Origin of the sequence: Nonomuraea rosea (assembly GCF_039539705.1) — a bacterium.
Taxonomy (GTDB): domain Bacteria; phylum Actinomycetota; class Actinomycetes; order Streptosporangiales; family Streptosporangiaceae; genus Nonomuraea; species Nonomuraea rosea.
In genome coordinates this window covers 1-14529 of the sequence record NZ_BAABDQ010000074.1, presented here as the reverse complement: position 1 = coordinate 14529, position 14529 = coordinate 1, and the positions used below count along the sequence as shown (strand labels likewise).

General features: G+C 68.3%; 11 protein-coding genes. 4 read left to right on the top strand and 7 right to left on the bottom strand.

The genetic code is table 11. The features are described 5' to 3' along the window. Positions 1 to 10: 10 nt before the first annotated feature. Genes ABEA43_RS65615 through ABEA43_RS65595 form a run of 5 tightly spaced genes read right to left on the bottom strand, consistent with a single transcriptional unit; the run spans position 11 to position 7710 of the window. A complete protein-coding gene (locus tag ABEA43_RS65615) occupies positions 11 to 2377 on the bottom strand; it encodes a type IV secretory system conjugative DNA transfer family protein (protein ID WP_345580352.1) in 2367 nt (788 codons plus the stop codon). Next, positions 2374 to 4125 (bottom strand): VirB4 family type IV secretion system protein, encoded by a 1752-nt coding sequence (locus ABEA43_RS65610; RefSeq protein ID WP_345580349.1) that lies wholly within the window; start codon positions 4123 to 4125, stop codon positions 2374 to 2376. Before ABEA43_RS65610 ends, ABEA43_RS65615 begins: the two co-directional genes overlap by 4 nt. After that, positions 4122 to 5063 carry a PrgI family protein gene (locus ABEA43_RS65605; protein WP_345580346.1) on the bottom strand — a complete coding sequence of 314 codons (942 nt, stop codon included), beginning with the start codon at positions 5061 to 5063 and terminating at the stop codon, positions 4122 to 4124. The genes ABEA43_RS65610 and ABEA43_RS65605 overlap by 4 nt, the downstream gene beginning before the upstream one ends. Further along, entirely contained in the window at positions 5060 to 6661 is a 1602-nt protein-coding gene (locus tag ABEA43_RS65600) for a conjugal transfer protein TrbL family protein (RefSeq protein ID WP_345580343.1), read from the bottom strand. Before ABEA43_RS65600 ends, ABEA43_RS65605 begins: the two co-directional genes overlap by 4 nt. Positions 6662 to 6666: 5 nt before the next feature. After that, entirely contained in the window at positions 6667 to 7710 is a 1044-nt protein-coding gene (locus ABEA43_RS65595; protein WP_345580340.1) for a hypothetical protein, read from the bottom strand. A gap of 438 nt (positions 7711 to 8148) precedes the next feature. Here ABEA43_RS65595 and ABEA43_RS65590 point away from each other — a divergent pair, with 438 nt between their 5' ends. The 4 genes from ABEA43_RS65590 to ABEA43_RS65575 all read left to right on the top strand — a co-directional run bounded on the left by ABEA43_RS65590 (position 8149) and on the right by ABEA43_RS65575 (position 11866). Beyond that, positions 8149 to 9153 (top strand): DNA-methyltransferase, encoded by a 1005-nt coding sequence (locus tag ABEA43_RS65590; protein WP_345580337.1) that lies wholly within the window; start codon positions 8149 to 8151, stop codon positions 9151 to 9153. A gap of 91 nt (positions 9154 to 9244) precedes the next feature. After that, on the top strand, positions 9245 to 9370 hold the full coding sequence (locus ABEA43_RS65585; RefSeq protein WP_345580334.1) for a hypothetical protein: 126 nt from the start codon (positions 9245 to 9247) through the stop codon (positions 9368 to 9370). Positions 9371 to 9522: 152 nt separating this feature from the next. Further along, a complete protein-coding gene (locus ABEA43_RS65580; RefSeq protein WP_345580331.1) occupies positions 9523 to 10014 on the top strand; it encodes a hypothetical protein in 492 nt (163 codons plus the stop codon). Between the two features lie 544 nt (positions 10015 to 10558). Further along, complete coding sequence (locus ABEA43_RS65575; protein WP_345580328.1) at positions 10559 to 11866, top strand: hypothetical protein; 1308 nt, start codon at positions 10559 to 10561, stop codon at positions 11864 to 11866. 376 nt (positions 11867 to 12242) lie between these two features. Here the strand turns inward: ABEA43_RS65575 and ABEA43_RS68580 are convergent, their stop codons facing one another. Both ABEA43_RS68580 and ABEA43_RS65570 read right to left on the bottom strand, forming a co-directional pair. After that, positions 12243 to 12482, bottom strand: a complete 240-nt coding sequence (locus ABEA43_RS68580) for an integrase core domain-containing protein (protein WP_425570751.1) — start codon at positions 12480 to 12482, stop codon at positions 12243 to 12245. After that, on the bottom strand, positions 12386 to 13156 hold the full coding sequence (locus tag ABEA43_RS65570) for an IS3 family transposase (RefSeq protein ID WP_345580324.1): 771 nt from the start codon (positions 13154 to 13156) through the stop codon (positions 12386 to 12388). The genes ABEA43_RS68580 and ABEA43_RS65570 overlap by 97 nt, the downstream gene beginning before the upstream one ends. Positions 13157 to 14529: the final 1373 nt, after the last annotated feature.

The window sequence follows — 14529 nt, the reverse complement described above, 5'->3', positions numbered from 1 at the left end:
GTTCTCCTTTTCAGAGGGTGCGCCGGGCATCCGGCTTGGGGGTGGTGGTGGCAGTACGGCCGTATGCCTGGGCGGCGGCCGCGCGGATGCGCTTGGCGACGTCGCTGGAGGGTTCGGGCAGCGGCCTGGTGCGCAGGGTGAACGGGGGTGCCTCGGCCGAGCGCACGACCAGGCGGGCGGCGGCCTGGTGGGCGTCGAAGTTGGCCAGGTCGTGTGCGGTCAGGAAGGGGGTGAAGTGTTGCTCTACTTCGCGGGCGTCCTCGGGGGAGAGCGAGAAGTAGATCTTGTTTCGGGCGTCGGCGGAGATGGCCTGGCGCAGCGGGCGGGGGAGCTGGCCCAGATGCTGATGGGCGAGGACGAGGGAGACTCGGAAGGCGCGGGCCTCGGCGAGCATGTCGGACAGGGCGTGCGGCAGGGTGAGGAAGTTGTGGCATTCGTCCACGTAGAGCGCGGCGGCGCTGCGGGTCTGGCCGATCTTGGCTCTGCGCGAGGCCGCCTGCCAGACCTGGGCGAGGAGCATCGAGCCGAGCAGCCGGGCCGAGTCGTCGCCCAGGACACCTTTGGGCAGCCGGACGAGGAGGATCCCGCCGTCGAGTACGTCTCCCAGATCGAACGTCGAGCTGGTGGATCCGAGCACGTCGCGGACGAAGGGGCGGAGGAGGAAGGCTCGCAGCTTGTTCATGATGGGGGCGGTGACGTTGGCCTGGGCGGTCTCGGACAGGGCGGAGTACCAGCTCCAGAAGCCGCGCAGCATGGGGTCGCCGATGGAGGTGGTGTGCCGCCGGCGGAAAGTGGCATCGGAGAGCAGGGCGGGGATGTCGGCGAGGGTGCCGCCGTTGCGGGCCAGGGTGAGGGCGCAGCCGCGCAGGATGTCGTCGGTGCGAGGTCCCCAGTTGTCGGCGTAGATCTGGTGGAAGATGCCGACCAGGTTGTCCACGCCCATGGCGAGGTCGGGACCGCCCAGGACGTTGAGGGAGGGCCGGGGGTGCCGGTCATCAGGGTCGATCAGGACGACCTTGTCGGCTCTCTCTTCCGGGATCAGCCCGAGGAGGTCGCGGATGAGGTCGCCTTTGGGCTCGATGACGATCACGCCGCGGCCGGCCACCACATCGGAGAGGATCATTTGGGCGAGGAACGTGGACTTGCCGGTGCCGTTCGGGCCCATCACGTGCACGTGGTGGAAGGAGTCGGCGACGCGCAGCGCCACCGGGCGATCGTGCCCGGCGTCGGAGAAGCCGAGGACTTTGGCGTGTGGTCCGCCGTGGGCGATCTTCGGAGAGGGAGGGACGGTGTTGGCCCCCGCTCGCTGAAGGCCGGGCACTGCGGCGTCCAGGGGGAGATGCGCGATCGCGGACAGCTCCGGCAGCGACAGCAGGTAGCCGCGGTTCATCCGTCGTGGCGCCAGCCGGGTTGCGGGCAGGAACAGGCGTCGCCGTTCCAGCCGGTTGTGGCCGCTGAAGAGTGCGAACGCCGAGGCGAGGGCGTGGGCCCGTCCGCGGTTGGCGTTCTGCCGGATCTTGTGGGCGGCCTTCGCGGTGGTGAGGTCGGCTGGGGTGGGCACGTCCGCCTGTACGGCGTAGCGGATGGTGACCTCGTAGCGGGAGTGGTGCGCCTTGTCCCTGATGGCCTGGGCTTCCGCTGTCTCCTCGAGCCGGGCGACGCGGTCTCCGGCGGGTTGGCGCAGATGCCGTGGGCCAGGCGCCACGAGGTCGAGGAGAGCTCGCAGGAGCCGGGCCGCCGCACCGCCGCAGGAGCTGACGAGGCGGCGGCCGGTTGCCGGGCGGGCGAGGATCTGCACGCAGGCGTGCTGCCATCCCGGCATCCCGACTGCCGCTCCGAGGAGCGAGCGGAGCGGGTCGCTGCCGTGGTGGTGCCGGATCGGCAGCCGCTCGGGCCGGGCCAGGACGAGCTGCCCGCCGGTCGCGTACCCGCCGGTGGGTACGGGCGGGTTGGCATGGCCGATGGCGGTGCGGGAAGAGGGCCAGGCGGCTTCGATCGCATGCTCGACCAGGTGCTGCGGGACTGACCCCGGCACCCACAGGCTGATCTTCACGCCGCCCGCGCCGAAGGTGAATTCGAAGGCGAGATGCGGCTGTCCGAAGAGAACTCGTTTCCACGCGGGCCTGAGCAGCCCGATGAGGTTGCCCCACAGCGCTTCGGCGCCCGGCATGTTCGCCATCGGGGGAGCGAGGATCTCCACGCAGCGGGCGCCTCGTACGAGCCGGTGATGCCGGATTCGTGCGGCGCAGGCGCGTAGCAGGACGCCGAGCACCTCGGCGGCGAACAGGACTGCGACGATCTGCCGGCCGTACGCGGTCAGCCAGCCGAGTACCTGATCGAGGACGGCGTCGGGGTCCTTGAGGAGGTCGTAGATCATAGGTCGGCCTCCTCGTAGTCGAGCTCGGCCAGCTCCTGGGGCGAGGAGGTGACGAGTTCGTGTTCGCGCCGGCTGGAGATCACCTGGAGCGGGCAGCGCTGGCCGCTCGTTCCGGCGGTGAGCAGGCCGGTCCCCTTCTCGGCGGACAGGAGCAGCTGCCGTTCGCCGTCCGAGAGGCGGAAGGCCTCGGCGACCGCGTCGATGGCCTGCGGTGCCTGGCGCAGCAGGATCTGGGTGGTGGAGTTGGCGACGATGGCCTGGCCGAGTTCGGAGCTGAGCAGATCGGCCGCGTCCTGGGTGACGACGGACAGGCCGGCCCAGTGCTTGCGAGCGGATTTGGCCATGCGAAGCAGGAACTGCGCGCCTTCGGGGATCTTCATCAGCAGCCAGGCCTCGTCGACCACGACCAGGCGGGGGCGGCGATTATACGGGTCGGAGACGCGGCGCCAGATCGCGTCCAAGGTCAGGAGGGTTCCGACCGCTTTGAGCTCCTCCGGCAGATCACGGAGCGAGAAGACGATCAGGTGAGAGTCCGGATGGGTCGTCGTGGGCCCGTCGAAGAGCTGGCGGTGGCTGCCGGAGACATACGGGGCGAGGCCGGCGGCCAGCTCTTTGGCTTTGGGGTCGGAGTCCTCGGCGAGGTTCGCTGCCAGATCACTCAGGAGCGGCGGCCGGCGGCTCCACGTGTGTGAGGCGGTGGTGATGCCCGCTTGCCGGTAGGTGGCAAGGATGGCGCGGTCGAGTGCCGCTTTGCCAGTGTTGCCGAGCGGTTCGCCGAGCATGACCGCGATCAGCGTGTGCAGGAAGAGCGCCCGCCGGGTGAGCGGGTCTTCGCCTCGCTGGTTCTTGGGCGGCAGGTCGAGGGGGTTGAGGCGGACCTTCGGAGCGCCGAGGTGGACGTAGGCGCCCCCTACCGCGTGTGCCAGGCGGGCGTACTCGTCCTCGGGGTCGATGACGGCCACTTCGATGCCCGCGTACAGCGAGCGGAGGGCTTCGAGTTTGGTGAGGTAGCTCTTGCCGCTGCCGGATCGTGCCAGGGTGACCGAGTTGTGGTTGTCCTGGGCGAAGCGGTCCCAGGCGACCAGGGAGGCGCTGGCGGTGTTGGCGCCGTACAGCACGGCTGTTGCGCCGAGCTCGGTGGTGAGGTCGGGGCTGGTGAAGGGGAAGGCCGCCGCCAGGGCGGGGGTGTCGAAGGTACGGCGCATCGCGAGGTTGTCGTAGGCGAACGGCAGCGAGGAGACCCAGCCCTGCAGCTGGCGGAAGGTGACCTGGCGGGCGTCCAGGAGCAGGGAGGCGGCCAGCGCGCGTACTTGGGCGCAGGCGTCGTCCAGTTCGTTGGCGGAGGTGGCGTGCACGGTGAGGTAGATCGAGGCCCGGAAGAGCTTGGCCTGGCCGCGTGCGATGCGAGAGGCCAGCTCCTGGGCGTCTTCGGCGGCGGCTTCGGCGCCTGGGTCGAGCAGCCGGCCGTGTTCGTGGTCGGAGCGCAGGCCGGACTCGAGCCGGGCCAGCTGCTTGCGCAGGCGATCGGCGGCGACCAGGGACGGGACGGGCTCGATGTGCAGGGAGACGTCGAGCCGGCCGGGATAGGTGAGCAGTGGTTCCAGCCAGCCGGGTGCGACCTCGCGGGGGTAGCCGGTGATGGCGAGCGTCGCGCACAGTCCTTCGCCGACCGTCACATGCCTGGCTTCGATTTCCACGGCCTGCGGGCCGAACCCGGTGGAACTGGAAGGGCTACGGCGGATCTTCACCAGGCGCCTCCTGTCGTGATGACCTCGCCGGGCAGGGCGATGTCTTCGTCGGGCAACGGCGGGGCGGAGGGGTCGAAGCAGGAGGCCAGCAGCGTCGCGACGGCGCGGGCGTCCAAGAGCCGGGCGGTGAGCCCGCAGGAGCCGAGCACCCTGGACGCCTCGTCCAGGCGGCGTAGCGCACGCGCGGCGGCCACGTCGCGGCCGTTGGCGCCGGCGGCGGGCTCTCGGATGATCAGCAGTACCTGGCGGCGTAGCAGGTCATGGCGGGTCGAGAGCTCGTGGAGGAAATCGGCGTGTTCGAGTGCGGCGGAGGCGAGCGCGGGATGAGGGAGCCGGCGGGCGTTGTCCTGCAGTGACGCGATCGTCTCGGTGAGGTCGACGCGTTCGGCTCGGACAAGGACCTGAGCGGGGCCGGACAGGGAGTTGAGCCAGCGGCCGAAGACCGCGACCAGGGCGTCCTGCTCATCGGGGGTGCGCAGGGCGAAGCTGACGGTGGAGACTTCGGCCACGGCGGCGACGCCGTCCGGGCCGAGGTCGATCAGGCCGTCGCCGACGATGCCGCGGGCGGGGAGCTTGAGCGGGGCGGGCAGGCGTTGAGAGCCGGCCGCTATCCAGGTGGGTGGCATGGGGGTGTCCTCGGTGGAGGTGACCAGGTGTTTGGGGGAGCGCTGGTGCCGGATGGCCGCCAGCACGTAGCGGTCGAGGGATAGGCCGTCGCGCTGTCCGATGGCCAGGAGGGTCGCGGCGATCGCCACGGGGAGTGCCACCGCGGCGCAGACCACGAGGGGGACGTGATCTCCGGCTGCCATGTATGCGCCGTACAGGGTGGCGCCGGTCCCCAGCAGGATGGCCATCTGCCGGGCGGTGAACGAGCCGATGATCTTGTCCGGCTGTTCGACGTCGGCCGGGATCCGCGCGATCGATTCTTCCCAGCTCATTTGCCGTCACCTCGCGGCTGCTTGCGCGGGCGAGGTTTGCCGGTGGTACGGCCGCGGTTCTCCGGCCAGTCCACCTGGCCGGGGGTCGGCCTGTTCGGCGGCACGATCGGCTGGATGGGACGTTGTCCCTTGGGCGGTTGCACGGCTTGGCTGGGGTCGGACGCCGCCCGGCTTCGGAGCGCCATCATCTGGCCGAGACCTGCCGGGCCGTTGGCGTAGTAGGCCGGGCGGGGGTAGCCGTACACCGGCGTGGTGGGCTGTACCGGTGGCTTCGGGGCCGGAGTGGGCTTGTACCTGCCCTGGATGGCCGGCCCGGCAGGGGCATGTTTGATCGGTGCGGGCTGCCAGTCCGCGGCTCGTACAGGACGCCGGGCCCAGGTGGGGGCGTGTTTCATCGCTCCTGGACCGCCGCGCGCGGCAGCAGCGGCAGTGAACGCCGTTGCCGCGGCAGCGCCCGCGGGACCACCGGCCGTGCCGGCAATGACCTTTCCTGCCAGCGCCCGAGTCGCCGCCCTGCCGACGCGGCCCTTGCCGCCTCCGCGGCCTCCGCTGCCGCCTCTCAGGTGCATGGCCTTCAGGACGGGGGCGGTGACCTTGGACAGCACGGCGTACTTGACGATCCGCATGATCGTCGAGCTGCGGCTTTGGACGAAGATCTGCCGCGAGATCCAGGACGGGATCCGGACCAGGATGATCAGCAGGCACAGCGCCAGGACGAGGTTGATCAGTTGCCCCGTGGGGGCAAGGCCGAGCAGGAACCTGCCGTCCTGGTTGAAGAAGATCCGGACCGCCAGCACCAGCGTGAGCGACTGGGCGATCTGGATGACCAGGAGACCAGTGAAGGCCCGCCACCAGAACCGGGCCACACCCTCGGTATGCGGCAGCGCATAGGAGGCCATGGCCAGAGGTGCGGCCACCACCAGGAGCAGCACCAGAGCGGATCGCATCACGAAGCTGATCAGCAGCAGGATCAGCAGGATGATCGCGACGAGTTCGAGCAGGACGTAGAAGATCTGCGTGTTGCTCGGCGGCAGGATGAGCAGTCGAAGCTGGGCCGCAGCCCGCTCGGTGTCGAAGTCCTGCCCGAGGAGCGCCTTGGACAGGGCGTTACTGACCTCGATGATCTTTCCGCAGATCAGGAAGCTGATGTTGGTCGCCAGGATGGCCATCGCCAGGCGCGGCAGCACCTCCTTGACCGCGTACCGGGACTGGAGGGTCTGATGGCCCATGGCGGTCATCGCGCCGATCGTGGCGAGCAGGACGAAGGCGGAGTCCGCGATGGCGACGGTGACCTTCCACAGGTCGAAGACCCGCTCGGAGCTGGCGACGTCGGGCGTGGCGAGCAGGGTCACCGCGAGTGCGTCGAGCAGCGGCTTGACTGCGGACGCGGCGAGGCTGGCGAACCAGGCGTTGATCTGCTTGGTGATCCAGTCTCCGAAGCCGAAGTTGACCTGCGGGAGAGACGGCAGCGGTTCCGGAGTGGGGGACGGCGTCGGGGTTGCCGCCGCGCTGGCGGCGGCAATGCTGAGTACCGCTGCGGCAACGACCGAAACGAACAGGACATGAGATATTGCCGTGGTTGCTCGATGAGAGGTCATGGCGGTCACCCGCCGCCGACGATGCGCTTGAGCACGCTGACGAACAGCGGCGCCAGGACGGCGAGTCCGTAGCCGAACGCGGCAGCCTTGAGTGCCGCCTTGGCCTTCTGGACTTCGCCGGGGTCGCCGCCTGCCACCAGGTAGCGAAGACCGCCGATGGTCAGCATGAGCGTTGCCAGGGCGGCAAGTAGGCCGATGAGCCAGTTCCGCAGATTGTCGAAGACCGCGTTGAGATCCTTCGGCAGCGGGGCGGGGCGCAGGATCACGGCTGATTCGGCCGGCGCGTCGGCTGCCGCTGCGGCAAGGACGATGGCAACGGCTGCTGAGATCAGCAGGCCGCGGAAGAGGCGGTGCCGTGCTGGAAAGGGGTTCCGCGCGGAGTCGGTGGGGCTGCCCCAGCCTCCCTTCGGCTTGGTAATGATGGGCTGCGGATCTGAGGTGATCCGGCTCCGCGCGGAAGTCTTGGGGGTGTTCTCCGCCGCTCGGCGAATGGTGGAGGCGATGGCCAGCGACCGTGTCGGCGTGACGTCGCCTGCAAGAACGGCATCGGCGAGGATCAGCTCGGCACCGGTCTCGGCCTCTCGCCGGGCTCGCTCGCCGGCCCTGCCGGCGGCGGCGCACATGCGGGACAGGAGCTCAGGTGGATCGAGGTCGATGCTCTTCACGGCGGTGATGAAGGCCGTCAGGACCTCGATGTCGATGTCCTCGGAACCGCCGGCGACGGAGTAGAGGTGAAGCCGCCCGCAGATGCGGCGCAGGGCGGGCACCGCCGTACCTACTGCCCCGACCAGCCACATCGGACCGTCGTGGCGGGCCCGGGTGGCGAGCTCGCGCCAGACGGCGTCGCGAGTGGCGTTGCACAGTGTGCGCGAGGCCAGCAGGTCGCGTAGCTCGGTCAGGAGGATCTCCCGCCGGGGCAGTTCGTGCGAAAGCTTGCTGCCGTCGAGTGCCAGGCCGGCGGGGTCGCATGCGACGAGCTGGAAGACGCGCTCGGCGACATCGAGCGGTGAGCGGTCCGGGGGAGGCGTCTCGCGAAGATCTGTGCTCATCGGGGTTGCTCCACTGCGAGAGGAATTTCGGTCTCGCCATCCGGTGTAGGCCCCACATCTGGCTCGCCTTAGGCGGCCGCGATCGGTGAGCTCCGGCGAGAGCTGAGCACCTCGATCCGCCAGAGATCAACTTTTGTCAGCGACGACCTGATAGAGCTGCGCCAGGGGCTCGCCAAAGGTCTTTGGTCACTTGGAGATGCGCTTCACGGCGGCTCACGAGCCGGCGAGGGCGTTGCGGATCTGAGGCCCGCCCCAACTGGCGATGACGACGCGAACCAACGCCGCATCACCGATTTCCAACACCACCGATCAGCTCGATCCAGAAGGCCGAAAAGGAACCAAGCCATCCCCGGGTTCCGACGGCCCCGAGGCACCACAGAGGAAAAGCGCCTCTCCACAGGCATTCCGCGGCGGCAACGCCGACGGGAGGGCGGCGCGATGAGGCAGCCCTACTGGACCAACAACCACTCGACTCTCTACCTCGGCGACGCACGTGAGGTGCTCGCCGAACTCCCCGCCGGCTCGGTGGACTGCCTCGTCACCAGCCCGCCGTACTACGGCCTTCGCGACTACGGCGTGGAGGGACAGTACGGCCAAGAGCCCACGCCGGCTGCCTACGTGGAGACGCTCCGAGCGACCTTCCGCGAGGCATGGAGAGTACTGGCCGACGACGGGACGCTCTGGCTCAACCTGGGCGACAGCTATGCCGCGAACTCGGACGGCTGGGCGAGAGGCGCCGACTACAACCCGCACCAACCTGCCATCCGTCCCCGTTCACGATTGGCGGTGCCGCCCAAGAACCTGCTCGGCATGCCGTGGCGAGTCGCCTTCGCTCTTCAGGAGGATGACTGGATCCTGCGGAATGCCATCGTCTGGCACAAGCCGAACGCGATGCCACAGTCCGTCCTGGACCGCGTCTCAACCCGCTACGAGATGATCTTCATGCTGGTGAAGCAGCGCCGGTACTGGTTCGACCTGGACGCCGTCCGGGTACCGAACGCCGGGGATCCCCCTCCGGCACCCCGAGAGGCTGACGAAACCGCCAGCGCCCCGGACGGCAAGTACCGCGACGACCAAGACGCCTTCCGCGGCAAGCACTACGGCACTTCCATGCGGCCCACGGGACAACGGCACACCGCCGCACACGCCCGTGGCAAGAACCCGGGAGATGTGTGGTCGATCTCCACTCGCCCGCTCCGGGCGGCGCACTTCGCGGCATTCCCCATCGACATTCCGCTGCGGGCCATTGCCGCCGGCTGTCGTCCGGGCGGCACCGTCTGTGATCCGTTCGCCGGAGCGGCAACTACCGCTCTTGCCGCGCAGCAGTTGGGCAGACCGTTCATCGGAATCGAGATCAGCGAGCCCTTCTGCGACCTCGCGCGCGCACGCATCGTCGCCGACACCGCGTCGAGACAAGGCCGAAGGAGATCAGAGGGTGACTGAAAGGCTACAAAGGGCCTGCTCAGAGTCTCCTGAATCGCCTACAGCGGCGTATTCTTCAGGCTCTGACCGAACGCGGAATCGTCGGTTGGGTGTGCGTATCGAGATCGTCACCGTTGGCGGGGCTGAGGGTGACGAGATCGAGGAGTGCCAGCTCGCCGTCATCTGGGAGGTCCTGCGTTGTCTGGCCGAGCGGCAGAAGCCCGTGAACCTTCCGTGAGATGACGCCGATGGCGTCGCAGCCGTCCAGGCCACCGGGATTCCTCTCTTGGTGGCCTGGCTCGGTACCTCCACCGACGATCAGCAGGACCCCACCCTGTCGCTCGTGAAGTCCTCCGGACGGATCTACCGGATGTTGCTCACTACGTGGGGATGAATGCTCGCCGGCGAACTGGCGCCGACCGCTCCTGCCCGCCGGGGCGCGAAGCTGCCCCCCTTCCCGTCGCCGCGATCGACGACCTGGCGCTGACGGAAATGCTGGCCGAGCTGGCGGCGCCGCGGGCGGAGAGGATAGACGCCGACACCCTCAACCGGGAACTGTCCATCGCGCGCATGGTGATCGGCTGGTGGCAGTGCCAGGGCTATCTCGAAGGCGATCGGGCCTTCCTCTGGGAAAGGCCCAGAAGCCCTGCACGCGATGGAGGGCAATTCTCATTGGTCGTTCGAGGAGTGATCCCCGATGTAGAGTCTCAATCTTCGTATCATCTTGATCTTGCGCGACCTGCGGATTCTCGGACTGTCTCAAGCGTCTGGCATGAGATCCGTCTCACCGACGTGGCGGTTTCCTCCGCGGAGGCTGATGGCCAAGATTCGTCTGTCGACGGGGTGCTGGTCGACGATGTAGCGGACCTGCTCGCTAAGTGATTCCGCAGCTGTGGCGATCTTCTTGGCGCTGAAAACTTCTCCCGGACGAATGCCTGGTGGACGGTGGCGATGTCGATATCGGCGGAATCTCGTCCGGGCAAACGCGGCCAGCTGGTCTGGGGAGAATCGGAAGGTGGGCTGCCAGGTGCTTCGGTCGAAGCACCATCTTCCGACGTGAGACAAGGCCCCGGGGCACGTAGGCAAGGTTGTGTCGATCGCAGGTGACAGTCGCGCTGTGTGATCAACAGCAGGCACAACATCGGCGCCGGGCGATGCGTCGAACCGTGCGCCAACGCGCCGGTCCGCCTGAGCCTCTTGATGTTGGAGAGCTCATTCTCCTATCGCCTCCAGGGGTGATTGATGATACTTTCCTTGACCCGAACGAGAGCTTCCTACAGAGTTATGCACGATATCTGCGGGGGCGCGATGAAATTCCTGATGACCATTCTCGTCGCCATTCTCATCTTCATGCTTTTCGCCTGGCTGACCGGGATAGGTGCGCACTTTGGGAACGGCCTCGGGTGATCGTTGAAGGGCGGCGGACATGGACGGCGTCACCGCCACCCTGCGCACCGCCTCAGCGTCCGCTCAGGTCCAGTGGACAGAGGCCACGGTCAGCCAACTGACCTGCGTTGAGCGCGCCGAGCGCGAGTTCCTCGCCCAGCAGCTGGGGCCCGTCGCGTACCGGGTAGGAGCCGACTGGGTCAGTCGGTTCGCGGTGAGAACCACCGGTTTTGCGGCGTGCACGGGAGTGGTGCTCGCGGCCGTGCTCGGCAGCGTGCTGTGGTTGACGCAGGTCTTTGCCGGGCACCCAGCGGCAGCGACGTCGTCTCTGGCCTACCTGTTGATCATTGTAGTGATCACACCTGTCTACTGGAATCAGGCGGGTCGGATCATGTCTCGCCTCGCCTGGATCTCCCCGGAAAGGCGGCGCCGATTTCTGCTGCTCTACCCGGTCGCGTTGGCCGTCGCTGCACTCCTTTATGGCATCGTCTCCGTCAGCGCCTTCCATTCTGGTGTGCAGCCCGCCGGGACGGCGCTGTTCTATTTCCAGGAATTCGCCGCGTTCTGTGTGGTGGCGGCGCTGGGGACGGTCATCGCCCACCTGGTGCTTGCCTACGCCTTCGCGAGCAGTCTCGAACCGGCGGGGCATGCCCAGACGCTCGACTGGGCATGGGCCCTGGCGATCACCGCTGTTACGAGCTGGTGGCACGGAGTCCGGACGCCGATCGACGCTCGCGGCGATCGGCGCTTTGATCCCTGCCTGTTGCGGTTGCTGGGTTGCGCGGCGGCCGTCGACCGCATGGGGCGAGCGGCACGCCGCGCTTCCCCTAGAGAGGCCCGCTTCGTCCTGCGCGTCCTCGAGATGGCGGCGGCGGACGTGGAACGGTACGCGCTCGACCAGGTGCCGCTCTTCGATCAGGCCACCCGGCGTGTCGCCCGGCATGACGGCGCCCAAGTGGCCTCCTTCGTCAGGAATGCCAAAGCGTCCATCGCGCGCGGCATCCACTCCGGCGACTACACGGCGATCGCCGTCGGCCTCACCGGTTTCATCCTGGCGTGGGCCCGCTCCGATGGGCATGGTTTGCTGGCCATGGTTGAAGAGGCCGCCCCGGTGGAACGGGCACCGCTGTGGAAGCGGATCGCGGGACGTACCTGGAACGCAGTCCTCCTCGGCGCGGCCGGCATGCTCCTGCCGCTGCTCCCCTTCTACCAGCACGATCAGGCTGCGGCGGCGGGCGTGCGGTATGCCCTGCTCACGGCTGCGGTCCTGTCCCTCGCCACCACCGGCGTCCCAGTGTGGGGCACCGTCGAGAAGCATCTCGAGAGGTCGTTGTCCGGCGGCCGGTAGTGTGCCGGCGACGGATGGGCCGTGCGCGGAGGGAAGACACGACGACCGGCATAGATGTGCCCTCCCGCCACACGAGAGGCCAACGACCTTATCGGATTACGACTCATGCACCCGGCGGATCCGTGGCCCGCCAAGATCAGAACGAATCCGCCACGGTGACTGAGGCCCTACAAGACACCCGATCCGGGGTGTTACAGACCCGTCACGGGGTTGTCGGTCGAGCGGTCGGCGTTCTCGAGGTAGCCGAGCAGGGCGGTGCAGTTGTCGGCCCAGATGCCGTGCCAGCCGATGCGTTCGAGGCGGGCGCCAGCGGGGGGCGGTGGCGAAGCGGTGCCAGCATCGGCCGTGTCAATCCCCTGAAAGTGTGGAGACGGTTCTATGCCACAGCGGTCCTTAGCAGGGCCGATGAGGCTTTCCTCTTGTCGATCATGTGATGCTCGAATGTGATGGGCGGCAGGCCGTCGTTGGCGCTGTGCCGCCGGGTGGTGCTGTAGAAGTCGGCGATCCAGGTCGCGATCTTCAGGCGGGCCTCGGCCCGGGTGCTGAAGCGGTGGCGGTGGACGTACTCGACCTTGAGGGTGCTGTTGAAGGCTTCGGCGGCTGCGTTGTCCAGCACCCGACCCGGCCCATGGACTGGACCACGCCCAGGCGCCGGCACAGGTCCTGGTGGCGGGCGGCGGTGTATTCCGAGCCGCGGTCGGAGTGGAAGATCACACCGTTGACGTCGCCGCCGCGGGTGGCCGCCGCCATCTGCAGTGAGGCGCAGGTCAGCGCGGCATCGTGGTGCTCGGACATGGCGTAGCCGAGCAGCCGGCGCGAGAACAGGTCCTCGACCGTGGCCAGATACAACTTGCCCTCGTCGGTGTCGATCTGCGTCACATCGCCGCACCACAACACGTCCGGCGCGACCGCGGTGAACTTGCGCCGGACCAGGTCCGGGGCGGCCGGCCGCTTGCCCTGCCGGGTCAGCGACCGCGGCTTACGCCGCACGCGAGCGATGAGCCCGAGCTCGGCCATCCGCGCCGCGACCGTGTTCTCCGAGACCCGCCAGCCCGCCTCATGCAGGTCACGGGTGATCCGCGGCGAACCGTAAGTGCCGCCGGCTTTCTCGAACGAGCAGGTGATCTGCGCATCCAGGTCGGCCCGCCGGCGCTGGCGGGCGGTGGGCGCGTCCTGGCCGATGCGGTTCTTCCATTTGTAGTACCAGGACTGCGACACCCCCAAGGCCCGGCAGGAGATGATGTGGTCGATGCCGTGCTCGGTCTTCTGGGAGCTGATGAAGGCCGCCACGCTTATCGGCCCATCGCCTCTTTGACCCACAAGACCACCGAACGCTTGAGGACTGTGAGACTGGAGAGGCACCGCTCGACAAGCCAGGGTCTGACCCAGCTTGAGACTGGCCACTTTGTGCCTTGGTGATGACCTGAGCCAGCACACTGGCCAACTCGGGCGGGACAAGTAGCAGCCGCTCGGCGCCGGTCTTGGACAGGACGATCTGCAGCAACGGAACGACCTCGTCGGTGCCCGTTAGCTGGTAGGACACCAGCGCGAGATGGGTGAGCTCCAGCAGTTCCTCCAGCCGGATGCCGGTGTGCCGGAGGATCTCGATGATGGCCCAGGCCCAGAAGGCGTTCTCCTCGCTCACGCTGAGGTTGAGCCGCTCGCCGCTCTCCACGTCCCTGGCCATGACGTCCGGCAGGCCGGGCTTGCGTACCGAGGGGCCGATGGTGTGGACCTCGGGGACGAACCGCTGGTAGGCGCGTCCGTCGTGCTCGAAGCAGGCTCCGGCGGAGGCGGCCAGTGCGGCGGCGAGCAGGCGCTGCTGTTCGGCGCGTGCGGACTCGGCGGCGTCGACGAGTTCACCCAGGCGGGGCAGCCGGTCCCGGATCCGCTGATGCATCTGCGCGCTGCTGGCTCGCTTCAGCTTGGCCAGGCCCGCGACCTCGCTCTTGCGGATGGGGCAGGGCACCACCCAGGCCACCCAGCGCGGATCCTCTGGTGCCCACTTCTGGATGTCCAGGTAGAAGCCGCGAACCTTGACCTTGATGCCCACCTGGTCGGAGACGCTACGTGGCCGGCTCTTGCCGGTGCTCCAGTCAGTCCAACTGGCCAGTCGCTCCTTCCACGCCTGCACGACGTCGTCAGGCAGGTGGATGCTGTCCTGCTCGGGATGGTGGCGTTCGATGTCGCCCCAGAACGCGCCGGCCAGCACGCCCACCAGGGTCAGGAAGGAGCTGTAGTCCAGGGCGGGCCGCCGCTCGTTGAGGTAGCCGACCAACAGGTCGCGGATGTGCCGGTGCTCGAGGCCGTAGCGGTCGACGAGTTCCTCGGTCGGGCGGGGGCCTGCGCGCAGCGCTCCGCGCAGGGTCTGCTCGCCGGAGGTCGCCCCGATCTTGGCGGCGACCTTCCAGGCTCCGTGCAGGCCGGGTACGTGCACCTGGCGGGCGATGCCCCAAGACCGCAGCTCGAAGATGTCCTCGGCGGTCACGGCGTCGATGCAGGTGCCGGTGTGCAGCAGCAGCTTGGTCGGGGCTTCCCCCAAGGCCAGGTAGTTAAGGTTTCTGGGCTGCTGGCAAGAGCGCCGAGGGGGTCGGCCCGGCGGTGTAGATGCCTGGCCCGATTTTGCAGATGAGCCGACCGTGGGCCCAGCGTGACAGCTGCCG

Bases quoted from the DNA above. Each gene is read 5' to 3' on its own strand.
- ABEA43_RS65615 (WP_345580352.1), bottom strand. From the start codon at position 2,377: ATGATCTACGACCTCCTCAAGGACCCCGACGCCGTCCTCGATCAGGTA.
- ABEA43_RS65605 (WP_345580346.1), bottom strand. From the start codon at position 5,063: ATGAGCTGGGAAGAATCGATCGCGCGGATCCCGGCCGACGTCGAACAG.
- ABEA43_RS65600 (WP_345580343.1), bottom strand. From the start codon at position 6,661: ATGACCTCTCATCGAGCAACCACGGCAATATCTCATGTCCTGTTCGTT.
- ABEA43_RS65595 (WP_345580340.1), bottom strand. From the start codon at position 7,710: ATGAGCACAGATCTTCGCGAGACGCCTCCCCCGGACCGCTCACCGCTC.
- ABEA43_RS65590 (WP_345580337.1), top strand. From the start codon at position 8,149: ATGAGGCAGCCCTACTGGACCAACAACCACTCGACTCTCTACCTCGGC.
- ABEA43_RS65580 (WP_345580331.1), top strand. From the start codon at position 9,523: ATGAATGCTCGCCGGCGAACTGGCGCCGACCGCTCCTGCCCGCCGGGG.
- ABEA43_RS65575 (WP_345580328.1), top strand. From the start codon at position 10,559: ATGGACGGCGTCACCGCCACCCTGCGCACCGCCTCAGCGTCCGCTCAG.